Annotated in this window: 23 protein-coding genes; 9 read left to right on the top strand and 14 right to left on the bottom strand. The window is 71.8% G+C overall.

Annotated features, from left to right (window positions below; genetic code table 11):
* Positions 1–17: 17 nt before the first annotated feature.
* From ACFSKW_RS25130 to ACFSKW_RS25115, 4 genes are read left to right on the top strand one after another with little or no spacing between them, the layout of a single operon-like run.
* Positions 18–1,559: a heparinase II/III domain-containing protein gene (locus ACFSKW_RS25130; protein ID WP_379574853.1), complete on the top strand. Its 1,542-nt coding sequence runs from the start codon at positions 18–20 to the stop codon at positions 1,557–1,559.
* A complete protein-coding gene (locus ACFSKW_RS25125; RefSeq protein WP_379574851.1) occupies positions 1,543–2,286 on the top strand; it encodes an amidohydrolase family protein in 744 nt (247 codons plus the stop codon). The genes ACFSKW_RS25130 and ACFSKW_RS25125 overlap by 17 nt, the downstream gene beginning before the upstream one ends.
* Positions 2,283–3,089 (top strand): amidohydrolase family protein, encoded by an 807-nt coding sequence (locus ACFSKW_RS25120; protein WP_379574850.1) that lies wholly within the window; start codon positions 2,283–2,285, stop codon positions 3,087–3,089. Before ACFSKW_RS25125 ends, ACFSKW_RS25120 begins: the two co-directional genes overlap by 4 nt.
* Positions 3,090–3,097: 8 nt before the next feature.
* On the top strand, positions 3,098–4,414 hold the full coding sequence (locus ACFSKW_RS25115; protein ID WP_379574849.1) for a GTP cyclohydrolase IIa: 1,317 nt from the start codon (positions 3,098–3,100) through the stop codon (positions 4,412–4,414).
* Here ACFSKW_RS25115 and ACFSKW_RS25110 read toward each other — a convergent pair.
* The 4 genes from ACFSKW_RS25110 to ACFSKW_RS25095 form a co-directional block, all read right to left on the bottom strand.
* Positions 4,404–5,609, bottom strand: a complete 1,206-nt coding sequence (locus tag ACFSKW_RS25110; RefSeq protein WP_379574848.1) for a hypothetical protein — start codon at positions 5,607–5,609, stop codon at positions 4,404–4,406. The genes ACFSKW_RS25115 and ACFSKW_RS25110 overlap by 11 nt on opposite strands.
* Before the next feature lie 193 nt (positions 5,610–5,802).
* A complete protein-coding gene (locus ACFSKW_RS25105; protein WP_379574847.1) occupies positions 5,803–6,720 on the bottom strand; it encodes a BadF/BadG/BcrA/BcrD ATPase family protein in 918 nt (305 codons plus the stop codon).
* A 10-nt stretch (positions 6,721–6,730) separates the two neighbouring features.
* Positions 6,731–7,846, bottom strand: a complete 1,116-nt coding sequence (locus ACFSKW_RS25100) for an AraC family transcriptional regulator (protein WP_379574846.1) — start codon at positions 7,844–7,846, stop codon at positions 6,731–6,733.
* Between the two features lie 9 nt (positions 7,847–7,855).
* On the bottom strand, positions 7,856–8,698 hold the full coding sequence (locus ACFSKW_RS25095) for a fumarylacetoacetate hydrolase family protein (protein WP_379574845.1): 843 nt from the start codon (positions 8,696–8,698) through the stop codon (positions 7,856–7,858).
* A 115-nt stretch (positions 8,699–8,813) separates the two neighbouring features.
* Between ACFSKW_RS25095 and ACFSKW_RS25090 the strand changes: the two genes are divergently transcribed.
* Positions 8,814–10,145 (top strand): aspartate aminotransferase family protein, encoded by a 1,332-nt coding sequence (locus tag ACFSKW_RS25090; protein ID WP_379574844.1) that lies wholly within the window; start codon positions 8,814–8,816, stop codon positions 10,143–10,145.
* Here the strand turns inward: ACFSKW_RS25090 and ACFSKW_RS25085 are convergent.
* The 5 genes from ACFSKW_RS25085 to purD form a co-directional block, all read right to left on the bottom strand.
* Entirely contained in the window at positions 10,053–11,021 is a 969-nt protein-coding gene (locus ACFSKW_RS25085) for an EamA family transporter (protein ID WP_379574843.1), read from the bottom strand. The genes ACFSKW_RS25090 and ACFSKW_RS25085 overlap by 93 nt on opposite strands.
* Positions 11,022–11,264: 243 nt before the next feature.
* Positions 11,265–12,554: a transcriptional regulator gene (locus tag ACFSKW_RS25080; RefSeq protein ID WP_358129195.1), complete on the bottom strand. Its 1,290-nt coding sequence runs from the start codon at positions 12,552–12,554 to the stop codon at positions 11,265–11,267.
* A 170-nt stretch (positions 12,555–12,724) separates the two neighbouring features.
* A complete protein-coding gene (gene murA / locus ACFSKW_RS25075; protein WP_379574842.1) occupies positions 12,725–13,987 on the bottom strand; it encodes a UDP-N-acetylglucosamine 1-carboxyvinyltransferase in 1,263 nt (420 codons plus the stop codon).
* 99 nt (positions 13,988–14,086) lie between these two features.
* The gene (locus ACFSKW_RS25070) at positions 14,087–14,923 is read right to left on the bottom strand and encodes a phosphoribosylaminoimidazolesuccinocarboxamide synthase (protein WP_379574841.1); all 837 of its coding nucleotides are present in this window, start codon (positions 14,921–14,923) and stop codon (positions 14,087–14,089) included.
* Complete coding sequence (purD, locus tag ACFSKW_RS25065) at positions 14,920–16,140, bottom strand: phosphoribosylamine--glycine ligase (RefSeq protein WP_379574840.1); 1,221 nt, start codon at positions 16,138–16,140, stop codon at positions 14,920–14,922. Before purD ends, ACFSKW_RS25070 begins: the two co-directional genes overlap by 4 nt.
* A 1,096-nt stretch (positions 16,141–17,236) precedes the next feature.
* On the opposite strand from purD, the gene corA reads away from it, so the two are divergent.
* Positions 17,237–18,301, top strand: coding sequence for a magnesium/cobalt transporter CorA (gene corA, locus ACFSKW_RS25060; protein ID WP_379574839.1), 1,065 nt, complete (start codon positions 17,237–17,239; stop codon positions 18,299–18,301).
* A gap of 224 nt (positions 18,302–18,525) precedes the next feature.
* Here the strand turns inward: corA and ACFSKW_RS25055 are convergent, their stop codons facing one another.
* The 4 genes from ACFSKW_RS25055 to ACFSKW_RS25040 form a co-directional block, all read right to left on the bottom strand.
* Positions 18,526–19,431: a glycerophosphodiester phosphodiesterase family protein gene (locus ACFSKW_RS25055; protein WP_379574838.1), complete on the bottom strand. Its 906-nt coding sequence runs from the start codon at positions 19,429–19,431 to the stop codon at positions 18,526–18,528.
* Between the two features lie 502 nt (positions 19,432–19,933).
* Positions 19,934–21,217, bottom strand: a complete 1,284-nt coding sequence (locus ACFSKW_RS25050) for an adenylosuccinate synthase (protein ID WP_379574837.1) — start codon at positions 21,215–21,217, stop codon at positions 19,934–19,936.
* A 97-nt stretch (positions 21,218–21,314) separates the two neighbouring features.
* The gene (locus ACFSKW_RS25045; protein WP_379574836.1) at positions 21,315–21,725 is read right to left on the bottom strand and encodes a DUF3151 domain-containing protein; all 411 of its coding nucleotides are present in this window, start codon (positions 21,723–21,725) and stop codon (positions 21,315–21,317) included.
* A 254-nt stretch (positions 21,726–21,979) separates the two neighbouring features.
* On the bottom strand, positions 21,980–22,675 hold the full coding sequence (locus ACFSKW_RS25040) for a carboxymuconolactone decarboxylase family protein (RefSeq protein WP_379574835.1): 696 nt from the start codon (positions 22,673–22,675) through the stop codon (positions 21,980–21,982).
* 74 nt (positions 22,676–22,749) lie between these two features.
* On the opposite strand from ACFSKW_RS25040, the gene ACFSKW_RS25035 reads away from it, so the two are divergent.
* On the top strand, positions 22,750–23,406 hold the full coding sequence (locus tag ACFSKW_RS25035; protein ID WP_379574834.1) for a TetR/AcrR family transcriptional regulator: 657 nt from the start codon (positions 22,750–22,752) through the stop codon (positions 23,404–23,406).
* 129 nt (positions 23,407–23,535) lie between these two features.
* On the opposite strand, the gene ACFSKW_RS25030 is transcribed toward ACFSKW_RS25035, so the two are convergent.
* Positions 23,536–24,522, bottom strand: a complete 987-nt coding sequence (locus ACFSKW_RS25030) for an aldo/keto reductase (protein WP_379574833.1) — start codon at positions 24,520–24,522, stop codon at positions 23,536–23,538.
* A gap of 260 nt (positions 24,523–24,782) precedes the next feature.
* On the opposite strand from ACFSKW_RS25030, the gene ACFSKW_RS25025 reads away from it, so the two are divergent.
* Together ACFSKW_RS25025 and srmL are read left to right on the top strand one after the other, a co-directional pair.
* Positions 24,783–25,184 carry an NUDIX hydrolase gene (locus ACFSKW_RS25025; protein ID WP_379574832.1) on the top strand — a complete coding sequence of 134 codons (402 nt, stop codon included), beginning with the start codon at positions 24,783–24,785 and terminating at the stop codon, positions 25,182–25,184.
* A gap of 379 nt (positions 25,185–25,563) precedes the next feature.
* Entirely contained in the window at positions 25,564–26,856 is a 1,293-nt protein-coding gene (gene srmL, locus ACFSKW_RS25020) for a PheS-related mystery ligase SrmL (protein ID WP_379574831.1), read from the top strand.

The raw sequence follows: 26,856 nt of genomic DNA, 5'->3' as shown, positions 1-26,856 counted from the left end.
ACGTGCATCCCACGCGGATGCGTCACATTTCCGACGAGGACCTCTTCGCCGCGCTGGGGAGCGACAGCAGGGCGTGGCGGTGGCGCGCGCCGGTGCCCGCGGGACTGCCGTCCGACGGGGCCGACGCGCTGCACGGGGCCGAGGTCGACTTCCTCGACAAGGGGCACGGCCGCTCCCGCCTGTACGGCTTCCACTACCTGCGCTGGATGACCCCGCTGGTCGCCGCCTACGCCGAGACCGGCGACCCGCGTCACGCGGCGGAGTGGGAGCGCCTGTTCCGCCAGTGGTACGCCGGCCGCGACCTGGTCGAGGGCGACTGGCCCGGCCTCGACGTGGTCTGGTACTCCCTCGGGGTCTGCGCCCGCACGATGTACGTCACGCAGGCGCTGGCCGTCCTCGGAGAGGCGGTCGGCGAGGAGTGCTGGAAGGAGATGATGAAGACCGTCCTCGGCGGCGCCCGGTGGGCGGCCGAGGAGCACGACGAGTTCAGGCACGGCAACTGGCAGTTCGCCACGGTCTGCGAGCTGCTGCACGCCGCCAGGGTGTTCGCCGACCTGCCCGAGGCCGCGCAGTGGGCCGAGATCGCCACGGCGCGCATCATGGAGCATCTGGAGCGCGACGTGCGCGCCGACGGCGGCCACCACGAGCGCTCGCCCGGCTACCACGGCATGTGCCTCGACGCGCTCAGGCGGGCCGCCGCCGTCGAGCCGGGACTTGCCACGCACCCGCGCTACCTGGCCATGCACGACTGGCTCGCCGCGCTCATGACCTCGGGAGGGTGGGTGCCGCACCTGCAGGACAGCGGCATCGTCTGGCCTTCCGGCATCGAGCCCGCGAAGGGCTCGACCAACCTGGAGGCCAGCGGCTACGCCGTCTTCCGCTCAGGGACCTTCCACACGGTGATCAACTACGGCCCCTACGTGGGCCACGAGCTCGAGCCGCACAGCCACCACGCCGCGCTTGACTTCGTGATCGCCGGATGGGGCGTCCCGCTGGCATGGGAGGGAGGAGGACCGCCCTCCTACGACGACCCCGGCTATTACGACTGGTACCAGGCGACCAGGGCGCACAACACCCTGCTCGTGCCGGGCGAGGAGTACACCGAGGACCGCAGGGCCGCCTGCGACCTGTTCTCGTCAGGACACGAGACGGGCGACGGGGTGGACGTCTTCGCCGGGCACCACCACGGCTACAGCGCGCGCCACGACCGCACGGTCGTCTTCGTCCGCGACGAGGGCTACTGGGTGGTCACCGACCGGATCGAGGCGGAGGCGATCTGGCAGGTGCACGGCCTTTCCCCGTGGGTGCGCCACGGGGCGGGGTACCGCACCGAGCGGGCCCCTGGCCTGCTCGTCGTCCCGCTGGAGGAGCCCGACGAGGTCCTGTTCGGGAACGGTCCCGCGCGCATCCCCGACCCCGCCACCAGGACGGCCGAGTACGGCGAGATCCACTCTCTCGGCCTGCGCGGCCGCGGCGGGTTCACCGTCGGGATCTTCCCGTTCCTCGACGAGCCCCCCACGATCCCCGACGGATGGACGGTCCATGCTGATCGACGCTGACGCGCTGCTCGGCCGGCACCCGCGCAGGGACGTCGGCGAGGGGACTGTCGCCGAGGCGCTGGCCAGGATGGACCGCTTCGGCATCGCCGAGGCCGTCGTGAGCCACACGCTGTCATGGCTGCACGACCCCGACACGGGCAACCACAGGCTGCTCGACCTGGTCGAAGGCGAGCCCAGGCTGCGGCCGTGCTGGGTGCTGCTCCCCGACACCTGCGGGGAGACCGGCGCGCCCGACGCGTTCGTGGCCGCCGCCGCGGCGGCGGGCGTCGTCGCCGTCCGCGCCTACCCCGCCGACCACGGCTACGACCTGGCGGGCCGCGACGCCGCCCCGATGCTGCGCGCGCTGGAGGAGGCCGCGCTGCCGCTGCTGCTCGACGCCGCGCAAGCCGGCTGGTCCTCGATCGAGTCGATCGCGGGCGCCCATCCGGGCCTGCCCGTGGTCGTCGGCGGCCTCGGCTACCGCGTGCTCAGGCAGGCCGCGGGCGTGCTCGCCCGCACCGCCAACGTCCACGTGGGGCTGGCCAACCTCTCCTCCCACTGCGGCCTCGAATGGCTCGTCGACCGGTACGGCCCGCACCGCGTCGTCTTCGGCACCGGAGCGCCCGCCAGGGACCCCGCCGAGGCCGTGACGAGGCTGCTGTGGTCGGAGCTCGACGACGCCGCCGTCGCCGCCATCGGGTCGGGCAACGTGCGCGGCCTGCTCCACGACGAAGCGAGGGTCGCTTGAACGTCCTCACCGCCGCGCTCTGGAAGCGCGAGCCGCAGAGCGCGCTCCGGATCGTGGACGCGCACGCCCACGCGGGCCCGTACAGCCTGTTCTTCATCCCCGACGCGGGGCCCGAGGGGATGGCGAGGGTCATGGACAGGTGCGGGGTGTCCCACGCGGTCGTCTCCAGCCATCTGGCCATCCAGCTCGACGCCGCCGAGGGCAACGCCCAGACCGCGGCGATCGTGGCGAGGGCGGCCGACAGGTTCACCGGCTACCTGACCGTCAACCCGTGGCAGGACCCCATCGGCGAGCTGTCGAAATGGGGCCACGACCCGCGCTTCGGCGGCGTCAAGCTCCACCCCGACCTGCACGACTACCCGCTCACCGGCGGCCGCTACGCGCCCGTGTGGGAGTTCGCGCAGCGGACCGGCTGTCCCGTGCTGACGCACACCTACGAGGGCTCGCCGTACAACGACCTGCCGATGGTGGACGAGGTGGCCGCGCGCTACCCGGACGTGGTGATCCTGGCAGGGCACGCGGGCGCCACGCCGCTGGGGTTCGAGGCGGCGATCGAGGTGGCGCGGCGGCGGCCAGGGGTGGTGCTGGAGGTGTGCGGTTCCTTCAACACCGGCGCCGACATCGCCACAATGGTGAGAGAGGTAGGCGCTGACCGCGTCGTGTACGGCTCCGACTTCCCCTTCATCGATCTGCGGATGTCACTGGGACGGGTAATCTTCAGTGGCCTCGCTGAGGAGGATCGGGCGGCGGTGCTCGGCGGAACGATGACCCGCCTGCTTCAGTGGCGATCCGGACTGGGGTGATCACGATCATGGATCGGTTGCGTGCGGAGGCACGGTCCAGGGTGGCGATCGGGGTCGTGGGCCCCAACGACCTGGTCGAGCAGATCATGATGATCGGCGCCGACCTGCCGGGCGCGGCCGACTGGCGGCTCGTCGGCGCCCCCCACGCGGGCGAGCACGAGACCTACGAGAAGTTCTCCAGGATCGCCGACAGCATCGACGTGGCGCTGTTCACGGGACCGCTCCAGCACGACCTGGCCAGGCAGGCGGGCGCGCTGCCCGTCCCCGCGACGTTCGTGCCGATGAGCGGTGCCAGCCTCTACGCCAGCCTGCTGCGCGGCGTCATCGCCCACGGCATCGACCCGGCGAGGGTCAGCATCGACTCGTTGCCCGCCGCCGACGTCGACGAGGCGTACGGCGAGATCGGGGTCGGCACGGAGGGCGTCCACCTGTCGGAGTACGACAGGCCCGAGTCGGCGCGCGGCTTCGCCGCCTTCCACGAGCAGCTCTACCGCCAGGGGGCCACCACCGCCGCGCTGACCACGATCAGGAGCGTGGCCACGAAGCTGACGGCCGCCGGCGTGCCGGTGATACGCATGATGCCGACCTCCCACACGCTGCGTCTGGCCCTCAACACCGCCGCGCTGCTCGGAACGGGCAGCAGGCTGGAGGAGTCGCAGATCGCCATCGTGGTGGTCGAGCTGGCCGCCTCCGCCAGGCCCAGCTACTCGGGACCGGGCAACTACTGGCAGCAGGAGCTCAAACTGTCGCTGCACCAGTCGCTGCTGGCCGACGCGAGGCTCATGGGCGCCACCGTGGTGCCGCGCGACGAGAACAGCTACGTCGTCACCGCCACCGTCGGCGCGCTCGCCCAGGCCACCGACGGCTTCCGCGTCGCGCCCTTCATGGACAGGATCCGCGCGGACGCGGGCGTGGCCGTCGAGGTCGGCATCGGCCTCGGCACCACGGCTCGGGACGCCGACGCCAACGCGATGGTCGCCGTCGAGAAGGCGCGCGGCGTGGGGGCCGCGGCCGCCTACCTGGTCGGCGGCGACGGGGTCGTGCTGTCCCTGCCGCTGCGCCAGCGCAGGAGGGCCGAGAGCGAGCCCGTCGTCACCACCAAGGCGGCCAAGCTGCTCGAACGGCTGGTCGAGGGGCTCGGCGACGGGCCCGAGGCGCTCGTCGTCGACGCGGAGATCGTGGCCGATGTGCTGGCCATCGCGCCGCGCAGCGCCAGGCGGGTGCTGCAGAGCCTGGCGGAGGAGGGCCTCGCGTGGCCGATGCCGCCCGTGAAGGGCACCCAGGCGGGACGGCCGCGGCAGCCGTACCGGCTGGTCAGGGCCTGAGCTCCGCCAGCAGCTCGCGAGCGGTCCCCGCCAGCAGCTCGGCGCTCCCTGGCGCGACCTGGCTCGCCAGCACCTCGTACTCCGCCCGCCGGTAGGCGTCGGCGGTGGGCAGGTAGCCGGGATATCCGTTGACGTACCCGAGCACCACGGTCGCCCGCTCGCGGGAGGCGCCGGCGATGTCGTCGGCGACGGCGACGAAGGGCTCGCCCGGCAGCCCGACGAGCGCGAGGTCGCCCAGCCTGGCGACGCTCACCTCGACGCCGATCGGGCCGGTCCCACCGGTGCGCGCCCGCAGACCCTCCAGCCTGCTCCTGGCCAGCCGCGCCGCGACAGGATCGCCCGCCGCCCGCGCGGCGTCCGCCTTCAGGGCGTCGACGTCCGCCGCGACCGTCGCCCTCTCGAGGGTCAGCCGCCGCCCTGCCCACGCGAGCCCCGCGCCCCCCGAGGAGGGCCAGGCGGGGGTTCCCCGCTCCGACAGCAGCTCGACGCAGCGGGCGGCGACCACGTCCCCCATCCTGTCCAGCTCGGCCTGGTCCTGCCCGCGCCGAGTGTGACGGGTGCTGATGTCGCCCGCCGCGCCCGTGGCCACCATGACCCACACGCCGTCTCCGAGCCGCTCCCTCAGCCGCCTGCGCACGGCTCCCACGAGGTCGGCGCTGACCATCCGGTTGGCGGCGGGCAGCACGGTCGGGTGGACCGGCAGCACCACCAGGACCCCGACCGGCCCGCCGTCCCTGACGGCGATCACGTCGAGCGGCACGACGGCCTCGGCGTCGGGCCTGCTCCTGTCCGCGCCGACCCCGTGCAGCTCGCCACGATGCGCCGTCCCCTCGCACGGCCGTTCCGCCTCCGCAGCCGCCCGTACGGCGGAGCGGCACGCGGCGGCGATCGCGTCCAGCCACGGTCCAGGCGTGGGTGCTCCGCCCGGCACGCAGCCCGTCTCGGGCCCGGCGTGGGTGTGGCTGGCCGCCAGCCACACCTCACCACCCGCCTCCCGCCTGACCCGCCGTGCGAGGTCCTCGTTGACGCAGATGACGTCCGCGGTGACCAGCGCGAACCTGCGGCCGCCCGCGGACCAGGACACGGCGCTGACCTGAAGCGGGTCGAGCACCCCCGTGGAGGGCCCCTCCCGGTCCACGTAGCCGCCCATCGGCGTCCCCTCCGGCACGACGAGCGCCGCCTCCCCGTAACCCACCGAAGTCCGGCCCACCGAAGTCCGGCCCGTCGAAGTCCGGCCCGTCGACGTCCCCCTCCTCATCGCCTGGCTCCTCCGTTCGGCTGCGGCTCCATCGGCTTCGTCGGGCATCCGGGGCGTCCGGAGCGGGCGCACGTCGCGCAGGCCGCGCGGCGGGCGGGTCTCGCGGTCGCGGACGCGGGCCTGATGGGTGTCATCGATGTGCCTCCATGACGAGGGAGCGGTAGGGACCGAGGTCGGTGGCGGCGGCCAGGAAGGCGGCGCCGGCGAGGCTGTCGCCGGCGGCGGGCGCGAGGTGCGCGCGGGGGAGCAGCCGGGCCAGCTCGGCCTCGAACGCGTCCCTGAGCGTCTGGTCGCGGAGCAGGCGGCCGGTCCAGGCGACGGGCACCGCCGTGCCTTCGGGGAAGTCCCGAGCGGCCGCGGTGACGGTTCCCGCCAGCTCGGCCCCCGCGGACGTGACGATGGCACGGGCGGTGGCGTCGTGGGCGGCGAGCTCGAAGACGTGGACGGCGAAGCGGGCGACCCGCGCCACCGCGTCGGAGGACAGGTAGAGCCGCCGGGGCAGGCCGTTCAGCTCGCCGAAGACCTCGCGGGCCCTCGCGGTGAGCGGGCCCGGCTCGGCGCGACCGTCGTGGCCTCTGAAGGCGGCGTCCATGCCCCTGGAGCCGATCCAGAAGCCGCTGCCCGCGTCGCCGTACAGGAACCCCCAGCCGTCCACCTGGACCGCCTCGGGGCCGTCCAGGGCGCCGTGGTGGGGGTGAGGGGCGCGCACGCCGAGGGCGATCGCGCCGGTTCCCGCCGCGAGGACGACGCCGTCGCCGCCCGCGAACGCGCCCGCGTGCGAGGTGACCACGTCTGTCGTGAGAAGCACCCGCCTGGCGATCGAGAGGAGCCGGTCGGTGAGCGCGGTGGGCGCGTCCACGAGCATGGTCAGGCCGAGACAGATGGTGTCCAGCTCGCCCCACCCGGTCCCGATCCGGTCGAGGATGGCCGTGACCGGCGAGCCCTCGGCGTACGACAGGCCCGTCACCTCGCGCGTCTCCAGCACGCGCCCCGACGACGACAGCCCGAGCCGCAGCCCCGTCTGCCCGCCGTCTATCGCCAGATCCATGGGCTCCTCCTCAGTGGCGGATGCCGGCGCGCCGGTACTCGGTGGGCGAACAGCCGACGTGCCTGCGGAAGGCGCCGCGCAGCGCCTTCGCGCTCGGATAGCCGGACCGTGCCGCGATCACGTCGATGGGCAGCGCCGAGGTGGTGAGCAGCCGCCTGGCGTGCCGCAGCCGCAGCCCCGTCAGGTGGCGCAGGAACGTCGTGCTCCGCTCCTCGGCGAACAGGTGCGAGATGTAGAACGGGCTCGCGCAGACCGCCTCGGCGACGGTCGCCAGGCGCAGCCCAGGATCGGCGTAGTGCTCGGCCAGGTACGCCTCGGCCATCGCCAGGATGTCGGTGCGCGGTGGCGGCGGCATGAGCCTGGCGAGCGTGTCACGGAGCCAGATGTGCAGGTAGGAGCGCTCGTGGATGTCTCCGACCGTGACGATGTCCTCGATCGGCAGCCGGGCGCACGCCTCCACCCAGTCGGTCGACCCGTCGGCCAGGCGGGATCTGTTGACGGTGTCGACGACGAACAGCAGCTGGCCGATGAGCCAGTTGCGCAGCGTCCTCGGGTCGGCGTCGCGCTCGGCCGCGCACCTGTCCACCCATCCGGCCAGCAGGCCGGCCGCGCCGTTGCGGTCGCCCGCCCTCACCCGCCTGGTCAGCTCCTCCTCGATGCGCACGGGAGGGGTGAGGCCCACCGGCGGGCAGGCCGCGCCGCCCGGCGAGGGACGCGCCGTCAGGGCGGGACGCGCGGCAGCCGGGGCGATCACGCGGTCGCCGCCGAGGACGAGCTTGTAGTCGTTGGACCTGCGCGCCTCCCGCTCGGCCTCCCCATGGGCGAGGCTGGGAAGGCCGAGGCTGACCGTGGCCGTCCACGCCGTCTCGCGGACGATCCGCGCCCGCACCTCCTCCGCCAGCGCCGCCGCCTCCGACATCAGCGCTTCGGGATCGGCGCCGGTCAGCAGCACCAGCCACTCCTCCGGCGGTTGCGGCCGGCAGGTCACGCCCGGACGTCCTGACGCGGCGGCGTGCACGGCCCGGTCGGCGCGCCGGAGCTGGCGGCGCGCCCACACCTGCCCCTGCACCTGCGAGGAGGCGACGTAGTCATCGATGTCGACCAGGGCGGCGACGGCATAGCTCATGCCTCCACTTTAGGCGGACCGAAATTTGACCGTATTCACGAGCGTGCCGACGCCTGCCACTGTGGCCCGCATCGTGTCGCCGTCCTTGAGCGGGGCGATCCCCGCGACGGTGCCGGTCGCGATGAGGTCGCCCGGCATCAGCGTCATGCCGTCCGACAGGTCTTCGATCAGCCGGGGGATGCCGAACACCATCTGCTTGGTGTTGGCCCGCTGCCTGACCTCGCCGTCCACCTCCAGCGTGAGGTCGAGCGACTGCGGGTCGGGCACCTCGTCCACCGTGGCCAGGTACGGCCCGGCGGGCGCGAACGTGTCGAAGCCCTTGGACTGGTCCCACGGCACGTTCCGCGCGATGTTGGCCAGCTGCAGGTCGCGCGCGGTCATGTCGTTGAGGACCGTGTACCCGGCCACCGCCTCGCTCCAGCGCTCGGCGGGCAGGTCCCTGGTGACCTTGCCGATCACCACCGCCAGCTCCACCTCGTGCTCCAGGTGCCCGGTCCGCGCGGGGGCGACCACCGGCTGGTTGTGCCCGGTCAGCGCGGACGGCGGCTTGAAGAACAGCACGGGCTCGGGCGGCACCTGCATGCCGCTCTCCTCGGCGTGCGCGACGTAGTTCAGCGCCAGGCAGCAGATCTTCGTGCAGGTGGCCACCGGCGGCTCGAACAGCACGTCGGCCTCGTCGAGCACGGGCCTGCGCCTGGACACCTCCTCGGTGAGGCGGTCGAGGCCGTAGGAGTTCAGCAGGGCCACGGGGTCGTCGGTGCCGAGGTCGGCCAGGCTGACCAGCGCGCCGCCGCGCAGGGCCACCAGCTCGACGGGGGCGGAGGCGCTCCGCCTGATGCGTCCAAGGAACATGGCAGCAAGCCCATCAGCGCGCTCGGAGGCTCACAAGCACCGAAATTTGCGCTGACGACCCACTTCTTGCCCTCCTGCTTGTCGCCGGGCGAAGCGCCGCCTTTTGATGGTCGCCATGACCCGCTCTCTGGACGTCAGCCGCGACCTCTACGCCCACGCCAAGCGCTTCATCGCGGGCGGCGTCTCCAGCGACGCCCGCCGTATCGTCGCAGGCCCCTCACCTTCGTCTACGGCGGGCGTGCCCCTCTACGTCGACAGGGCGGAGGGCGCGCGCCTCTGGGACGTGGACGGCAACGTCTACCTCGACTACGTCCTCGGCCAGGGGCCCGCCCTCCTCGGCCACTGCCCTCCCGAGGTGGTCGAAGCCGTCACCGCGCAGGTGGCGCGCGGCATCGTCTACTCCGCCCAGCACGCCGCGGAGGCGCGCGTGGCCGAACGGCTGTGCGCGATGGTGCCGTCGGCCGAGCGGGTCCGCTTCAACACCGTCGGCTCGGAGGCCGCGCACGCCGCCTGGCGCCTGGCGCGCGGCCACACGGGCCGCCCGAAGATCCTCAAGTTCGAGGGCCATTACCACGGCTGGCTCGACCCCGTCCTCTACAGCGTGCACCCGCCCGTGGACGCCGCAGGCCCCGCCGACGCCCCCTTCGCGGTCCCCGGTACGGCAGGCCAGCCGCCCGCCGCCGACCTCGTCATCGCCCCGTGGAACGACCTGGACGCCCTGGCCCGCCTCATGGAGCGGCACCGGGGGGAGATCGCGGGCGTCGTCGCCGAACCCGTCCTGTGCAACACGGGCGCCATCGAGCCCGACCCCGGCTACCTGCGGGCCGTCCGCGAGCTGTGCGACGCCCACGGCAGCCTCCTGATCTTCGACGAGATCATTACGGGCTTTCGCCTGGCCCCCGGCGGCGCGCAGGAGTACCTCGGCGTCACCCCCGACCTGTCGATCTTCGGCAAGGCGATGGCGGGCGGCATGCAGGTCTCCGCGCTCGCGGGCCGCGCCGAGGTGATGGACACGATCTCCACGGGCAGGGTCGCGCACGCGGGCACGTTCAACTCCCAGCCCGTCGGCATCGCCGCCGCCGAGGCCACCCTCCGCGTCCTCGACGAGCGCAGGGAGGAGGTCTACGGCACCCTCTACGCCCGCGGCAGGGCGCTCATGGAGGGCCTGCGCGAGGCCGCGGCCAAGGCGGGAGTCCCGATGCTGGTGGACGGCCCAGGGCCGGTCTTCCAGACGTACTTCACCGAGGCGGAGTCCGTGCGCGACTACCGCGACTTCGCCCGCACCGACCGGGCGCGGATGGCGCTGCTGCACGCCGCGCTGCTGGAGCGCGGTGTCAACATGGTGCCGCGAGGGCTATGGTTCCTGTCCACCGCTCACACCGAGGCGGACGTCGCCGCCACGGTCGACGCTTTCGGTGACGCCCTGCGGACGCTTCCGCTCGGTTGAGATCACCAGCGCGACCCCGATGAGAATGACGAGCCCGCCGCCCAGGATCCGCAGGGTCACGGGCTCGCTCAGCACGAGCGCGCCGAGCGCGACCGCCACCGCCGGGTTGACGTAGGCGTAGGTCGACACGAGCGAGATGGGGGCGTTGCCCAGCAGCCAGACGAACGAGGTGAACCCGACCAGCGACCCGACCAGGATCAGGTACGCCAGTCCCGCCCACGACCGCCCGGACACCGCCGACAGGTCGAACCGCTCGCCGAGCCCGGTGCCGAGGACGGCGAGTCCCACCCCGCCGACGAGCATCTCGATCGTGCTGGCGGCGAACGGGTTCGACGGCATCGAGATCCTGCTCGACAGGAACGACCCCACCGCCCACGACAGCGACCCGATCAGCACCACGATGATGCCCGTCGTCGAGTTGGCCCCGTGCCCGCCGGTCAGCGACAGCGCCGCCACTCCCGCGAGCCCGACCAGCACGCCCGCCAGGGTGAGCGTCTTGGGCCGGTCCCTCACCACGAACCTGAACATCACCAGCCACAGCGGAACGGAGGCGACGAGCAGCGCCGCCAGGCCGGAGGAGATGTGCAGCTCGGCCACGGCCAGCAGCCCGTTGCCCAGCGTCAGCAGCAGCAGTCCTGCGACGGCCGCGCCGACGAACTCCCTGCGGGTCATCCTGAACGCCGCGGTCCCGTTCTTGGCCACCAGGAAGCCGCCCAGCAGGATGCCCGCCGCGACGAAGCGCATGGCCCCGCTCAACATGGGAGGGATGGTCTCGACGGCGATCGCGATGCCGAGATAGGTCGACCCCCACACCACGTAGACGATGCCGAGCGCCACCCAGACGAGCAGCCGATTGTCAGTGGTGTCTTGTCCCATGGCTCCTTACAATAACCACCCGCCCTGTGATGTGGTAAGGCCGCCCCCCCGATCGGGGACCTGGCAGACCTTCCGTCGCCCGGCCCGGCCCCGCGCTCCCGGTGACGCGTATCCCTGGACAGGCGCCGGCCCCGCGCCAAGGGTGGCGCGGGGCCGGGCCTGCCGTACATCATCCGACGCGAGCGGGGGTCCGCCGCCCCTGGGAAGGGGAAGGGGGGCGACGGACCGGACTGGTGGATCGGGTCAGCGCGGGCCGAGCTTCTCCACGATCAACCGGTACAGCTGGCGCGGGCGCCCGGGTTGTGGCGTGCGGTTCGGCGGAAGCGGCCACGCGAGTCCCTCGTCAACCAGCGTGCGCAGCAACCGCCGAGCCGTGCGCGGGGTGACCCCGAGCATCTTCCCCGCCCCCTCGGCGTCCACGACCGTGTCGCCGCCCTCCAGCTTCGCCGCCAGCCGCGCGAGCACCTCGATGCCCTTCGGCTTGAGCGGCGTCGACCCCTGAGGAGGCATCCTCGGCGCCGGGATCAGCGCCCGCCCCTCGCGGTCGACCGCGAACCCCTGCGCCTGCTTGCCCGCCTGCGAGCGGGCCAGCGCCGCGCGCGCATGGGATTCGGCGTCATGTGTCGTACGGCCCATGCCCACGCCGACCTCGACCGCAAGGCCGAGCTCGTCGCGGACCCTGGCGGCGAACGGCAGCACCCTGAAACCGTCCGTCGCGGACGCGATCGACCCGCGGGTGGCGGTGACCAGGTAGCTGTGGTCGTCGATGGGCCAGACGGTGGCGTTGATCCTGTTGGCCTCCTGGACCAGCAGCCGGTGCAACGACAGGCGCAGCTCGTCACGCCAGTAGCGGGGCGCGGCCCTGCGCACGGGCTCCCGCAGCGTCGGCACCTCGACCAGGACAACCGTGAGTTGTGACTCCTCCAATCTGTGGTGGGCGCCGAGCAGCGCCGCGGTATGCAGCGCCGTTCGCACGGCCGCCGATGTGGGTCTGATCCGTATCACGGGCACGCCCGCGGTGTGCAGCCTGTCCGCGACCGCGGGAAGGCACGTCAGCGCCCCCGTCGTCGCGCCCTGCCTTGCCAGCCTCTCGTGGTAGGCCGCGATCGTGCCTGTCGCGCCCGGCTCGTCGCGGCTGTGCACGTCCGTCGCCGGGATGCCCAGATCGGTGTAGGCCTCCTCGACGTCGGCACGCGACACCACGTCGATGCTCACCCGTTGCGGGTCGAGCCGTGGGTCGATCGCCGCCTTCGCCAGCGCCGCGACCAGCGCGGCACCGCCGAGCTGGACATACGTCGCCGGCATGGTCAGCACCCCTGACCGCCTTGCCAGGTCATAGGGGACCGGGCTGGCGAAAAGACACGCGTCCACCCCCGGCCCGAGCCTGGTGACCTTGTCCGCCGCCTCCTGCTCGTCGCGGTAGGCGGCGGCCACGAGGCGGCAGGGAAGGGGTGCCGCGGCATGACCCATCAACATGACACGCTCGACCAGATCGTGAGGTCCGACCACACCGATCGTGAGGTCCGGTGTCATGGCGCCCGGGCGTGATACTCGGGGAGGCTCTTCGGTCCGCTCGACCAATGTTCGTCCCATCCTGCCGTCCATTGCAGTGCTCTCTTTTGGAACGATCGCTCGCGAGGGCCATAATGTCACGCCCAAATTTTCCAGAAAGTCACTCTGGAAAGCGTTTCACCAGCTCAGCCCTAAGGAACTTCGCGGATAATATCCGCGCCCAACGCCCGCATTCGCTCGGCCAGATGGGCATGGCCCCGATCGATCAGATAGCCCGACTCGATGACCGTCTCCCCTTCGGCCGCGAGCCCTGCCAGAACGAGCGCGATTCCCGAACGCAGATCGTGGGCCGTGACCTCGGTGCCTTTGAGCGGGGTGTGGCCGTGAACGGTGGCGGCGTTGTCCTTGACCCTGACGTCGGCGCCCATCTTGTTGAGCTCACCGGCCAGCGCGAACCGGCCGTCGAAGATCCGCTCGTGGATGTAGCTGATGCCGTCGGCGAAGCACGCCACGGTCATCATCGGCGACTGCAGGTCGGTGGCGAAGCCGGGATAGGTGTCGGTGATGACGTTGATCGGCTTCAGCGGGCTGTTGTGGCAGCGGACGCTGAGCACCGCGCCCTGCGTGGCGAACTCCACGCCCATCTGCTCCAGCTTGTAGCGGACCACGCCCAGGTCCAGGCCGGTGCCGACGAGGTTCAGCTCGCCGCCGGTGATGGCCGCGGCCATGGCGAACACGCCCGCGTCGAGCCGGTCGGGCATCACGGTGTGCTCGACCGCGTGCAGCTCGGTGACGCCCTCGACGGTGATGAACCCCGTGCCGCCGCCGCTGATCTTCGCGCCCATCTTGGTGAGCATGTCGATGACGTCGAGCACCTCGGGCTCGAGCGCGGCGTTCTCGATCACGGTGGTGCCGCTGGCCAGGGCGGCGGCCATGATGAGGTTCTCGGTGCCGGTGTGGGAGGGGGTGTCGAGGTAGAGTGTCGCGCCCGTCAGCCCTGAGGACTTGACGTGGATGACGGTCTCGCTCTCGTCGACGATCGCGCCCAGGCGCTTGTAGCCGAGGTAGTGGAAGTCGAGGTTGCGGCTGCCCAGGTTGCAGCCGCCGACACCCTCGACCACGGCCTCGCCCAGGCGGTGGAGCAGCGCGGGGGTGAACAGCACCGAACCGCGGAACCGCCTGGCGATCTCGGCCGGAAGGATCGGGCTGGTCAGCCGGGAGGCGTCGATGACCAGCGTGCGCTCGGACTCGTGGAGCTCCACGTGCGCGCCGACGGACTGGGCCAGTTCGACCGCGCGCCGCACGTCCTCGATGATCGGGACGTTGCGGAGGACCGTACGGCCCTTGGCCGCGAGCAGAGCGGCCCCGATCATGGGCAGCACGGCGTTCTTCGCGCCCTGGATGAACGCGGTTCCACGCAGTGCGTTGCCACCGCGCACGCGGTAACGGACCATTCGCTTCCGCTCTCCCTCGGTAAAAGATCTCGCTAAAGTGATTCGGACGCGCCCACAGTAGCCGTTGCGGACGCCTGCCCCGGCCGATTCGCCCCGTGACTACCCGGTAAAGGAGTGCCCTGTGAGGCGTTCGTACGCCTCGACATAGCGCCGGCGGGTCCGCTCGACCACTTCGTCGGGAAGGGGAGGTGGCGCTTCGCCGGAGGATTTGTCCCATCCCGATTCCGGCGATGTCAGCCAATTACGGACATATTGCTTATCGAAAGAGGGCTGAGCGTGGCCCGGCTCCCACTCGTCGAGCGGCCAGAAGCGCGAAGAGTCAGGAGTGAGGACCTCGTCGCCGAGCGTCAGAACTCCGTTGGAATCCCAACCGAGCTCGATCTTGGTGTCGGCGAGGATGATGCCGCGCTCGCGGGCGATCTCCGCGCCCCTGGCGTAGACGGCGAGCGTGATCCTGCGCAACTCCTCCGCCGTCTCCTCACCCACCCGCGCGACCACCTCGTCGAAGGAGATCGGCTCGTCGTGCTCGCCGAGCGGGGCCTTGGTGGACGGCGTGAAGACGGGCTCGGGAAGCCGCGAGCCGTCCTCGAGGCCCTGCGGCAGCCGTACACCGGAGACCGCGCCGTCGCGGCGGTACTCGGCCAGGCCCCCGCCCGCCAGATACCCGCGCGCCACGCACTCCACGGGCACCATCCGCAGCGGCCTGCACACCATGCTGCGCGCGTCGGGCGCGGTGCCCGCCAGATGGTTGGGCACGATGTCCTTCAGCTGCTCGAACCACCACAGCGACAGCTGCGTGAGAATCGCCCCCTTGTCGGGGATCTCGGGCTCGAGCACGTAGTCGAAGGCCGACAGCCGGTCGGAGGCGACCATCAGCAGCAGGCCCTCGTCGGTCTCGTAGAGGTCGCGAACCTTGCCGGAGTGGAGGTGCTTCATCGGGCGATGTCCGTCCTGTGGTGGGAGCCGCGCAGTCGCACCCTGCCGACCAGCTCGTAGGCGTTGTTCCTGGCGCTCTCCTGGTCATGGCCCGTGCCGACCACGGCCAGCACCCTGCCTCCCGCGGAGACCGTCCGCCCCTCCTTCACCGCCGTGCCGGCGTGCAGGACGTAGGCGTGCTCGGTCGGTTCGAGGCCCGTGATCACGTCGCCCTTCACCGGGTCCGCCGGATAGTTCTCCGCCGCGACCACCACCGCAACCGCCGAACCCTCCCGGTAGGCCAGCGGCGGCTGCTCCGCCAGCGTGCCCGTCGCGCACGCCATCAGCACGCCCGCCAGCGGCGTCCGCAGCCGGTCGAGCACCACCTGCGTCTCCGGGTCGCCGAACCGCGCGTTGAACTCGATGACCTTCGGCCCCTTCGAGGTCAGCGCGAGACCCACGTACAGCACCCCGTTGTACGGCAGGCCGCGCCGCGCCAGCTCCTCCACCGTCGGGTGCACGACCTCGCGCATCACCTGCTCCGACAGGCCCTCGGGCGCCCACGGCAGCGGCGTGTAGGCGCCCATGCCGCCGGTGTTCGGGCCCTCGTCGCCGTCATAGGCGCGCTTGAAGTCCTGCGCCGGCTGCAGCGCCACCGCCGTCGAACCGTCGCACAGCGCGAACAGCGACACCTCGGGGCCGTCGAGGAACTCCTCGATCACCACCCGCTCGCACGCGCCCGCGTGCTCCAGCGCCGCCTCCAGGTCGCCGGTGACGACCACGCCCTTGCCCGCGGCCAGCCCGTCGTCCTTGACCACGTACGGCGCGCCGAACTCCTCCAGCGCCTGCAGGGCCTCCTCGCGCGTCGCGCAGGTGCGCGACCGCGCGGTGGGAACGCCCGCCGCGTTCATGACGTCCTTGGCGAACGCCTTCGAGCCCTCGATCATCGCCGCCTGGCGTCCGGGGCCGAAGCACGGGATACCGCTCGCCCGCACCGCGTCGGCCACGCCCGCCACCAGCGGCGCCTCGGGTCCGACGACGACCAGGTCGGCGCCCAGCTTCTCGGCCAGCTCGGCGACCTGCCGCGGGTCGGTGGGGACGATGTCGTGCAGGGTCGCGATCTCCGCGATGCCGGCGTTGCCGGGCGCACAGTGGAGCTCGGAAACCTGGGGGTCGAGTTTGAGCGAGCGGCACAGGGCGTGTTCCCGCCCGCCGGATCCAATCACAAGAACGCGCACCCACCCATTCTCCCAGCTCGCACGCCACCGTTCTCACCCGCGTTCGACCCGCCCGCACGGACCCCTCCGCCCTCCCGGGAACGCCCCACCGGACCACCCGCGCGATCGCACCCCCTTCCGGCGACCATCGCCTATCCAAACGGCCCGCGCCATCCGCACGGTCCGCGCCCACCTCGCAGGACCCGCGCCCACCTCGCACGGCCCGCCACCCGCACGGCCCGCCACCGGTACGGCCCGCCACCGGTACGGCCCGCCACCGGTACGGCCCGCCACCGGTACGGCCCGCCACCGGTACGGCCCGCCACCGGTACGGCCCGCCACCCGTATGGCCCGCCACCCGTATGGCCCGCCACCCGTATGGCCCGCCACCGCACGATCCGCCACCGCGCGGGAGGGCGCCTCCGTCCGCACGGCCCGCCACCGCACGGCCCGCGCCCATCTGCATGGCCCGACCGCACGGCCGTGGCCCCCCTCGTGAAGGATCTCCGCCGCAGGACCGCCCGCACGGTCGTGTCTCGAAGGAGGCGCGTGACCGGGCGCCGTTCGAGAGGCCGGCCCTCGCCGCACGAGGAGCGTCCCTGGACGGGCCGAGCCCCGTGCGGACGGAGGCGCCCTCCCGTGCGTGCCGTACAGGATCCGTGGATGCCACGTGCGCGCCATACAAGAGATGCCACGTGCGCGCCATACAAGAGATGCCACGTGCGTGCCGTACAAGGTGCGTGCGCCGGGCGAGACCGCCCGTGAGGGAAGCGGATGTGCGGGAATCGGGAGGAATCTTTGTGAGGTTCTACGTGATCGACGGACTCGGCACCGAGTAGGGTGTGGGGGGTTCCCCAGCCTGTGGTAGGTTGGGTCGGCTTTGCGGCGTCTTGTGTGATTGGAGGTGGTCCGGGATGAATCCTGGTGATCCCAGCAGTACTCGCCCGCGCACGATCATCGTGCGCACCCCCGACCACTCCAATTCGGCAGCCTGATCGTGCCTCCACGCATCTCCAGATTGAGGTGATCTTTCGTCCTGCGTGGACCGTGCCAGGTCGGGCGGGAAGGGACTGCCATGCGCTCGTCCACCATTTTCCGTCGCATCAACCGTCACCCCGTGCCCGTGCACACCGCTCGCCAGCTGGCCAGGCCCATGGGTGAGTGCGTACCGCCCGTCGACTCCATCGTCGAGTACGGCGCCTACATCAACGGCAAGAAGATCTGCGCCGACGGCATCGTCGAGTCGCTCAAGCTCGTCCGCCAGCACAACCTCGAGAACGAGGGTGCCAAGGCATTCGTCTGGGTCGGCCTGCACGAGCCCGAGGCTCCCGAGGTCGAGTGGCTCGCCGAGGTGTTCGGCCTGCACCCGCTCTCGGTCGAGGACGCGGTCAAGGCCCACCAGCGCCCCAAGATCGAGCGCTACGGCGACTCGTTGTTCATGGTGCTGAAGACCATCGCCTACCTCGACCACGACGAGCTCACCGCGACCAGCGAGATCATCGCCACCGGTGAGATCATGGTGTTCCTCGGCGCCGACTTCGTGGTGACCGTACGGCACGGGCGGCACTGCCCGCTCACCGAGGTGCGCGAGAAGCTCGAGGACAAGCCCAAGCTGATCAACCGCGGCCCCACCGGCGTGCTGCACGCGATCTCCGACCACGTCGTCGACCGCTACCTCCAGGTCGCCGACCTCATGCAGCTCGAACTCGAAGAGGTCGAGGCCACCGTCTTCGCCGACGTCAGCTCCCGCGACATCAACCGCATCTACCAGCTCAAGCGGGAGATGCTGGAGATGAAGCGCGCCGTCACCCCGCTCCAGCCCCCGATGGCCTCGCTGCCCCAGCGTCGCATCATCCCGAGCGAGATGCGCGAGTACTTTCGCGACGTCAGCGACCACCTCGCCAGGGTGTGCGAGCAGGTCGAGTCGTCGAACGAGCTCGCGAACTCGATCCTGCAGGCGGCGCTCGCCCGCTCCAACACCCTCGCCAACGAGGACATGCGCAAGATCTCGTCGTGGGTGGCGATTCTGACCGTGCCCACCATGATCGCGGGCGTCTACGGCATGAACTTCGACTTCATGCCGGAGACCAAGCAGGCATGGGGTTACCCGGCTGTCCTGGCCATCATGGTCACCGCTTGCACGCTGCTCTACCGCGGCTTCCGCCGCAACGGCTGGCTCTGACCCCCGGGGAACACGAGGACACGCCGCGGCCTTCCATGGCGCAGGATCGGCGCGGCGCTCCCTGGCTCAGGACCGGCGCTCCTGGCCGAGATGGGCGGGCCGTCCAAGGCGCAGGACCGGTGCTCCTGGCGGGTAGGGGCGGCCATCCAGGCCGCAGGACCGGCGCTCCCGGCCGGGTGGCGAAGGTCACCGGCCGGGGTGAAGGTCACCGGCCGGGGTGAAGGTCAGACGCCGACCGGCTTGAGAGGGCCGACGGGGCGGGGCAGGGCGAGCCCGCGCTCCTCCCACACCTGGCGCATCCGGTCCGGATAGTCGGTGACGATGCCCGCCACTCCAAGGTCGAGCATGCGCCCCGCCGTGGCCGCGTCGTTCACCGTCCACACCGCGACGGTCAGCCCGGCGGCCGCCGCCTGCGCCATCAGCGCCTCGTCCACCATGTCGTACTCGGGCGACAGCGTCGTGGCGCCCGCGGCGCGCGCCGCGGCGGGGATGTCGTCGCCGAGGTCGCCGTTCCAGTCCAGGGTGTCGAGCTCGATCAGCGCGAACCGCCGGGTGTCCGGCGCCAGCCTGGCCGCGTGCTCGATGATGCGCCAGTCGAAGCTGAGGATGGCCGCGTTGGCGAGCCTGCCGTGCCTGTCGAGCTCGGCCACGACCGCCTCGGTGAACTCCAGCGGGTCCGACGTCAGCTCCGGCCTCGTCGGATCGGACTTCAGCTCGACGTGCAGCCGCACCCCGTCGGCATCGTAGGCGTTCACCAGCCCGAGCACCGCGCCGAGCGTCGGCATGCGCGTCTCCGGCATGGGCTTCTGCGTGAGCGCGAACGGGTCGTCGGGATGCCGCGGCAGCCGCACCCCCACGTCCAGCATGCGCAGCTGGGCGTGCGTGAGCGCGTTGATCGGCTTGCCCACGTAGGGGAACATCGGGTCCTGCGCCGTCAGCGGCCGCGTGTCCGCGCTCGTCACCGCGGAGACGGTGAGGTCGTGCGTGAGCACCATGCGCCGGTCCGCGGTGAGCGCGACATCGAGCTCCAGCGCATGGACGCCGAGCTCCATGGCATGGCTCAACCCGGGCAGGGTGTTCTCGGGCCAGAGGCCTCTCGCACCTCGGTGACCGTGAATTTCGACATGCACACGGGGGACCTTACCGTCCGCCCGGCGCGTTGGCGCGCCTGCCACGCCGGTAGCTGTTTGTCCCGGTCTCTCCGCTTCCGTCCGGCGGGTCGTCCACGGCTGCCGTTGTACGGCTATCGCACGGGAAGGCCCACCGTGGTCACCGCCGACCGTCCGTCCATCACGCGTGCTCCAGCAGGACTCCGGTCCCCGCCGTCACGTCGTCCCCGCAAGGCCGGGTGACCCGGACGTCGCGGCGGGCCGGCGGCGTCGCAGGAGCGGCGTGATGGACGGACGTCAGCCGGTGACCATGGTGGGCTTGACCCGGCTTGCCGTACGGGACGATCGGCCGGCCGCCCGAGGCCACCGGCGCCGGCGCACGGATGGCGCGAACCGGCGCCGGACCTCGCATCGGGAACCGGCGCCCGGCCCTGCGTGGGGCACATGCGGCCTGGCCTCGCATCGGGCACCGGCGCCCGCCTCTCGCGTGTCGGGAGGCAGGCGCGGGGCCGGTCGGGGCGGGTCAGACCAGGGAGTGGAGCTCGATCGTCTGGTCGCGGCCAGGGCCGACGCCGATCGCCGAGATGCGCGACTCGCTCAGCTCCTCCAGCGTCCGCACGTACGCCCGGGCGTTCGGCGGCAGGTCCTCGAAGGAGCGGGCCTTCGAGATGTCCTCCTGCCAGCCGGGGAACTCCTCGTAGATCGGTGTCGCGTGGTGGAACTCCGTCTGCGTCATCGGGATCTCGTCGTGCCGCACCCCGTCGACGTCGTACGCCACGCACACGGGGATCCGCTCAAGCCCCGACAGCACGTCCAGCTTGGTGAGGAAGAAGTCGGTGACTCCGTTGATCCTCGTGGCGTAACGCGCGATGACCGCGTCGAACCAGCCGCAGCGGCGGTTGCGTCCGGTCGTCACGCCGTACTCGCCGCCCGTCGTGCGCAGCCAGTCGCCCATCTCGTCGGTCAGCTCCGTCGGGAACGGGCCCGAGCCGACGCGTGTCGTGTACGCCTTCAGGATGCCGATCACCCGGGTGAGCCGGTTCGGCGGGATGCCCGCGCCCGCGCACGCTCCGCCACTGGTCGGCGAGGACGACGTGACGAACGGGTAGGTGCCGTGGTCGATGTCGAGCAGCGTGCCCTGGCCGCCCTCCAGCAGCACGAACTTGTCCTCGTCCAGCGCCTTCTTCAGCACCAGCGAGGTGTCGGCGATGTGCGGCTTGAGGCGCTCCGCGTAGCCGAGGTACTCCTCCAGCACCTTCTGCCCGTCGATGCCGCGCCGGTTGTAGACCTTGGTCAGCACCTGGTTCTTCTCGCCGAGCACCGCCTCGATCTTCTGCGCGAGGATGCCCGGGTCGAGCAGGTCCTGCACGCGGATGCCCATGCGGTAGATCTTGTCGCCGTAGGCGGGACCGATGCCGCGCCCGGTCGTGCCGATCTTCGCCTTGCCGAGGTAGCGCTCGGTCACCTTGTCGAGCGCCTTGTGGTGCGGCATGATCAGGTGGGCGTTCGCCGAGATCAGCAGCCGCTCGGCGGAGATCCCGCGCTCGGCGAGGCCGTCCAGCTCGGACAGCAGCACGCCGGGATCGATCACCACGCCGTTGCCGATCACGGGTACCACGTCAGGCGACAGGATGCCGGTGGGCACGAGGTGAAGGGCGTACTTCTGGTCGCCGATGACGATGGTGTGCCCCGCGTTGTTACCGCCCTGGTAGCGGACCACGTAGTCGACGGCACCGCCCAGCAGGTCGGTGGCCTTCCCCTTGCCCTCATCGCCCCACTGGGCGCCCAAGACAACGACAGCCGGCATGGTTATCTCTCCCGAGCAAAACGAAAACCCCTGACGCAAGTGCGACAGGGGCTCTTGCGTGGAGAGACTACCCGAGTATGCCCAAACGTCCCAAGAGCTAGCTCTTGGCGAGCGCGTCATAGGCCTCGGCGCTGCTGTCCTTCAGGAACTGCAGGCACCGCTCGGCCTCGTCCTTCTCGCCGATCGCCTGAGCGGCCCTGGACAGCGCGTAGAGGCAGCGCAGGAAGCCGCGATTGGGTTCGTGCTCCCACGGGATCGGCCCGTGCCCCTTCCATCCGCTACGGCGGAGCTGGTCCAGTCCCCGGTGGTAGCCGGTGCGGGCGAAGGCGTAGGAGGTCACGGCGTGACCATTGGCGAAGTACTCCTCCGCGAGCGCGGCCCATGCCGCCGGGTAGGCGGGGAAGCGAGCTGCCACGTCGGACGCCTTGGCGCCGGATTCCAGCGCCTCTCGGGCCTCGGGCAGGTCCGGCAGGTGAGTCGGGGGCGGCCCGGCGAGAAGGTTATCCATAGGACAAGTCATACCCGTCAGGCACGGAAAGTGGCTAGGAGATCTTTGTCGCAGTACGTCGAGCGTCCACTCCGCCGCGGGCTTCGTCCCTGCGCGCCCCTCGCCCGGAGATGGTGCGGGGTCGTGGACGGCCCTGGCCTGGTCACCGCCGGTCCGGCCGTGACCGTGGGATGCCCCGGCCTGGTCCCCGGTCCGGGGCCGTGACCTTGGGGCGGCCCCGGCCTGGACGGGCCGGGGCCGCCCGTGCGGCAGGGTCAGGCGAAGACGGTGCCGGTCTCGGTGAAGAGCGCCTCGAGCACGCGTAGCCCGCGCCAGGCCTTGGTCATGCCGAACCGGGCGGAGAACCGCACGACGGCGCGCACGTCGTCCGGTGTGGCGCCGGCGCTGAGGGCGCGCGTGACGTGGACGCGGAAGCTCTCCTCCAGCGTCTGGTACAGCACGTCGACGGTCATCGTCGCGAACGCGCGCTCGCGCACGCTCAGCCGCCGCATGCCGGCGCGCATGCGGGATTGCAGGTCCATGTAGTCGGCGAACCGGGCGTCGAGGTTGCGGACAGCCTGCCTGGTGGGAGCGGGGATCGGGCTTCCCGAGCCGCCGGCGTCGATCGGGTGGCCCTCTCCCGTGGGGCCGGCCAGGCCCCGCTCCCTCTCGATCTCGGTCAGGCGCGCCAACGCCGCCAGGGCCGCGGGGTAGCCGCTGTCGTAGGAGATGAAGCGAAGCAGTTCCCGCAGATCGTCGGCGGAGACGCCGTGCTCCAGGCCCATCGTCACGTGCAGCTCCAACGGCAGCCCGAGGGTCTGCTGGCAGACGTCGGCGACGACGGACAGCAGGACCTTCTCGCGCATCGTCAGCTCCGGGATCTCCTCCCAGACCGCGTGGTCGGTCGCCGCGCTCATCTCCGCGAACACCGGGTCCAGTGCCTTCACCTGTGCCGTGGTGGAAAAGTTCATGATCTTCCTCTCTGACACAACGACTGTAGCGCTACGACTGTAGTGCAACGGGCGTCCGCATACAATGGCAGATCATGGACGTGACCTCACCGACCCAGGACGGCGCGCGACGCGGCGGCCGCGGCCGTAACCCGCGCGGCCAGGGCGAACGGCTGCGCGAGGACATCGTCGCCGCGGCACTCCGGATGCTCGACGAGCTCGCGGACGATCAGGCGCTGTCCCTGCGCGCCGTGGCCCGCGAGGTCGGCATCGCCGCGACCTCGGTCTACATCCATTTCGCCGACCGGGACGCGCTCGTGCTAGCGGCGCTGGAACGCTTTCACCACGACCTCGTGCGGGCCGTCGACCAGGCCGAGGCGGGCGCCGACGACCCGGTGGCCGGGCTGCGCGCCCGGGTCCTTCTGCTCGGCACGTGGGTCCAGCGGCACCCCGGCCTCTACAAGGTGCTCCATGAGAGCACCCTCAATCAGCGGACGGCCATGTCGTTCAAGCAGGAGCTGGCCGAACGCACCACCGCCGCGGTCCGGCGATGCATGGACGCCGGGCTCGCCCCCGCCGACGACGCGGCGGTGGTGTCACTGGACCTGAGGGCGGCCGTCCACGGCGCCGTGTCGATGCGCGTCAACCAGCCCGACCTCCCGTGGCCGCCGCTGGAGGAGCAGGTCGATCGATTCCTCACCAAACTCGTGGGCGTCCGGCCCGCGACCCCTAGCGCGGCCCGGGGGTCGTGACCCTGTGGGGGAAGCGGGCCTGGTCGGGCCGACCTGTCGTGACCCCATGGGGGAAGCGGGCCTGGTCAGGCCGACCTGTCGTGACCCCATGGGGAAGCGGGCAGGGTCGGGCCGACCTGCGGCGACGGCCTAGTTGGCCGCGTCCAGCCGTCCTCGCTGCTCCTCCGTGAGCTCCAGGTCGACGGCGGCCAGGCTCTCCTCCAGCTGCGCCACGGAGGAGGCACCCACCAGCGGGATCACCGGGAACCTCCCACCGATCTGCCAGGCGAGCACCACCTGGTTCACGGTGGCCCCCGTCTCGTTCGCGACCTCGCGCAGCACGGCCAGCCTGGCGGGCGTCCCCGGGTGGTCGTAGTCGCGTGGCAGCGGCTTGTCCGCCCTGGCGTAGGCGCCGCCGAGCAGCGGCGAGTAGGCGACCAGGGTCAGCTCGGGCTCGGCACGCAGGTAGCTCAGCAGCTCGGCGCCCGCGTGGCCGAGGCTGCCGTCCTCGAAGATCGACTCGGGCACGTCGAAGCGCGGACGGAGGTGGCTGTGCTGGTACTGCAGGACCTCGTAGCCGGGCAGCCCGGCCGCCGCGGCGATGGCGCGGGCCCGCTCCACCCGCCAGATGGCGTGGTTGCTCACCCCGAGCAGCCCGACCGTCCCCTCCGCCACCAGTTCGGCGAAGCCCTCGACGGTCTCGCGCAGCGGCACCGTGCGGTCCTCGATGTGCGCGTAGAGGAGGTCGATCCTGTCCACGCCGAGCCGTTCCCTGCTGCGCTCGGCGGACTCCCTGATCACCTTGGCCGACAGCCCCTCCGCGTTGTCGACGTAACCGGTGCCGGGGGCCAGCGGCCGCGCGCCCAGCTTGGTGGCGATGACGATCTCGTCGCCGACACCGCGGCTGCGCCGCCACCGGCCGAGCAGTTCCTCGCTCTGCCCGCCCTGACCGCCGTCGATCCAGAAGGCGTAGTTGTCGGAGGTGTCGATGAACGTCCCGCCGGCCTCGACGTACCGGTCCAGGATGGCGAAGGAGGTCTTCTCGTCGGTGACCGAGCCGAGGAGCATCGCGCCGAACGCGAGGGCGCTCACCTCGCGGCAGGTCTTCGGGTCGGTGCCGATGGTGCGGTACTTCATGGCGTCCCTCCAGTGCGGCCGGATCGTCTCCCCGGCCTCTGAACGGGAGTCTGGGACGTGGAGCACACTCCAGGTCAACCCTGCGACGCGGTCGCCGCCCTCCTCGGGCCCCGCGCGCATCCCCCGGCTGGTCACGTGCCAGCCGAGCGGCACATGGCGGCCCTGGGCCGTTCGGCCTCTTGACGTTCGCCCCGCCAAACGATCAATGGTCGATAGGGTGCGGTGGGGCCGGACGGCTCCAGAGCACGGGAGGTATCACGATGTCGGCGGTCATCGACAAGGTGGCGTGGGTGCGGCTGGAGGACGGCAAGATCCTGAGCACGCGCTCCCGCGGCAAGGAGACCTACTACATCCCCGGCGGCAAGCGGGAGGAGGGCGAGAGCGACACCGAGACGCTGCTGCGGGAGATCGAGGAGGAGCTCGCCGTCGAGCTCCAGCCCGACACCATCGCCCACCTGGGCGTCTACGAGGCGCAGGCCCACGGTCATCCGGACGGCGTGCTGGTTCGCATGACCTGCTACAGCGGCGACTATCGTGGCACGCTCACCCCCAGCAGCGAGATCGAAGAGGTCGCGTGGCTGACGTACGCCGACCGCGACAGGATCGCCCCGGTGGATCAGCTGATCTTCGACGACCTCAAGGCGGCCGCCCTCCTCGACTGAGCCTGCCGGACGGCGTGCCGTAACGGCCCCGGCGGGCGGCGTGCCCTGATGGCCGGCCCGCGGGCGGCGTGCCCTGATGGCCGGCCGCGGGCGGCGTGCCCTGATGGCCGGCCGCGGCGGGGGCGTGCCCCGATGCGCGGCGGAGCGGGTCCCGGCCATGGTTCCGCTCGCCGTAGGGCCGATCATCGGCGTGCGGCGGATGTTAGGGTCGTGACCATGTCGGGCACTAGGCGATTTATCCGCCCCCGGCCGGCGATGCCGGCCGCTGGGGCGCATCGGCGTGCTCTGACCTGACCACAGGAAGACGGCGGCCGCATCGACGCCCAGCGGCGGGCCGGCCGGGGGAGACCCCCGTCCGCTGCGAACCGATCGGATTCCCATGTCTTCTCCTGTGCTCACCGTCCCCTCCCACGTGCTCGACGCCGGCGAGCTCGCTCGCGCGTTGACGGTCCGCGACCTGAGCGACCCGTCCCAAGGACCGCACGCCATCCAACTCGTCGTCGACACTCTTGTACGGGCTCTTGAGGCCTCATGGCGCAACGACGTCCGGGTGGTCAGGGCCCATCCCCTGGTCCCCGTCGAGGACAACTACGAACGGCTCGGCTATCCGCCGGACGCCGTCACGCGAGACGCCCGTTACACCCGCTACGCCAGCGAGACCTGCATGCTGCGCAGCCACACCAGCGCCGCCATCCCGCCCGCCCTCCGCGGGCTGGCGGCCCAGAACACCGCCGGCGGCGGGTACGGCTGGCGTGACGTCCTGCTGGCCTGTCCAGGGCTGGTCTACCGGCGGGACGTCGTCGACCGGATCCACACCGGCACCCCGCACCAGCTCGACCTCTGGCGCATCGTCACAGGCCGGCCGATGGACGCCGGCGACCTCGAGGAGATGATCGCCGCCGTCGTGGGCTCGATCCTTCCCGGCCTGCCGTACCGGACCATCCCGGCATCCCACCCCTACACCGCGGACGGCCGCCAGATCGACGTCCGGGTCGGCGAGGAGTGGATCGAGATCGCCGAATGCGGCCTGGCCTCACGCCGGGTCCTGGAAGGGGCAGGGCTCGACGCCACCGTCAGCGGCCTGGCCATGGGCCTCGGGCTGGACCGGCTGCTGATGCTCCGCAAGCGCATCCCCGACATCCGCCTGCTGACGGCCGCCGACGCGCGCATCGCCGGCCAGATGCTCGACCTGGACCCCTACCGGCCGGTGTCCAAGCACCCGCCGATCTCCCGCGACCTGTCGGTGGCCGTGCCCGCCGACGCCGACGCCGAGACCCTCGGGGGAGCGGTCCGCGACGCCCTCGGCCCCCACGCCGACGCGATCGAGGAGATCCGCGTCGTCTCCGAGACCTCGATCGGCGACCTGCCTCCAGCCGCGGTGGAACGTCTGGGGGCACGGCCGGGCCACAAGAACGTCCTGCTGCGCATCGTGTTGCGTGATCCCGCGCGCACCCTGTCGGACGAGGAGGCGAACGCCCTGCGCGACCACGTCTACGCCGCCGTCCACCAGGGCACCGCTCACCAGTGGGCGGCCCCCGACGCGACCCACGTCATCCCGCCACCGGCCGCGTCCCCGGGAACGCCACCGCCACCGGCGACCCGATCCGCGACCCACGTCATCCCGCCACCGGCCGCGTCCCCGGGAACGCCGCCGGCGACCCGACCCGCCTGA

The organism is Nonomuraea mangrovi (assembly GCF_042681425.1).
In the GTDB taxonomy this organism is placed as follows: Bacteria; Actinomycetota; Actinomycetes; order Streptosporangiales; family Streptosporangiaceae; genus Nonomuraea; species Nonomuraea mangrovi.
This window is presented reverse-complemented; position numbering and strand designations above follow the sequence as displayed.

Excerpts from the sequence above, each read along its gene's own strand:
- ACFSKW_RS25130 (WP_379574853.1), top strand. The coding sequence starts at position 18 with ATGCGTCACATTTCCGACGAGGACCTCTTCGCCGCGCTGGGGAGCGAC.
- ACFSKW_RS25125 (WP_379574851.1), top strand. The coding sequence starts at position 1,543 with ATGCTGATCGACGCTGACGCGCTGCTCGGCCGGCACCCGCGCAGGGAC.
- ACFSKW_RS25115 (WP_379574849.1), top strand. The coding sequence starts at position 3,098 with ATGGATCGGTTGCGTGCGGAGGCACGGTCCAGGGTGGCGATCGGGGTC.
- ACFSKW_RS25105 (WP_379574847.1), bottom strand. The coding sequence starts at position 6,720 with ATGGATCTGGCGATAGACGGCGGGCAGACGGGGCTGCGGCTCGGGCTG.
- ACFSKW_RS25100 (WP_379574846.1), bottom strand. The coding sequence starts at position 7,846 with ATGAGCTATGCCGTCGCCGCCCTGGTCGACATCGATGACTACGTCGCC.
- ACFSKW_RS25095 (WP_379574845.1), bottom strand. The coding sequence starts at position 8,698 with ATGTTCCTTGGACGCATCAGGCGGAGCGCCTCCGCCCCCGTCGAGCTG.
- ACFSKW_RS25090 (WP_379574844.1), top strand. The coding sequence starts at position 8,814 with ATGACCCGCTCTCTGGACGTCAGCCGCGACCTCTACGCCCACGCCAAG.
- ACFSKW_RS25085 (WP_379574843.1), bottom strand. The coding sequence starts at position 11,021 with ATGGGACAAGACACCACTGACAATCGGCTGCTCGTCTGGGTGGCGCTC.
- ACFSKW_RS25080 (WP_358129195.1), bottom strand. The coding sequence starts at position 12,554 with ATGACACCGGACCTCACGATCGGTGTGGTCGGACCTCACGATCTGGTC.
- murA (WP_379574842.1), bottom strand. The coding sequence starts at position 13,987 with ATGGTCCGTTACCGCGTGCGCGGTGGCAACGCACTGCGTGGAACCGCG.
- ACFSKW_RS25070 (WP_379574841.1), bottom strand. The coding sequence starts at position 14,923 with ATGAAGCACCTCCACTCCGGCAAGGTTCGCGACCTCTACGAGACCGAC.
- ACFSKW_RS25050 (WP_379574837.1), bottom strand. The coding sequence starts at position 21,217 with ATGCCGGCTGTCGTTGTCTTGGGCGCCCAGTGGGGCGATGAGGGCAAG.
- ACFSKW_RS25045 (WP_379574836.1), bottom strand. The coding sequence starts at position 21,725 with ATGGATAACCTTCTCGCCGGGCCGCCCCCGACTCACCTGCCGGACCTG.
- ACFSKW_RS25040 (WP_379574835.1), bottom strand. The coding sequence starts at position 22,675 with ATGAACTTTTCCACCACGGCACAGGTGAAGGCACTGGACCCGGTGTTC.
- ACFSKW_RS25035 (WP_379574834.1), top strand. The coding sequence starts at position 22,750 with ATGGACGTGACCTCACCGACCCAGGACGGCGCGCGACGCGGCGGCCGC.
- ACFSKW_RS25030 (WP_379574833.1), bottom strand. The coding sequence starts at position 24,522 with ATGAAGTACCGCACCATCGGCACCGACCCGAAGACCTGCCGCGAGGTG.
- ACFSKW_RS25025 (WP_379574832.1), top strand. The coding sequence starts at position 24,783 with ATGTCGGCGGTCATCGACAAGGTGGCGTGGGTGCGGCTGGAGGACGGC.
- srmL (WP_379574831.1), top strand. The coding sequence starts at position 25,564 with ATGTCTTCTCCTGTGCTCACCGTCCCCTCCCACGTGCTCGACGCCGGC.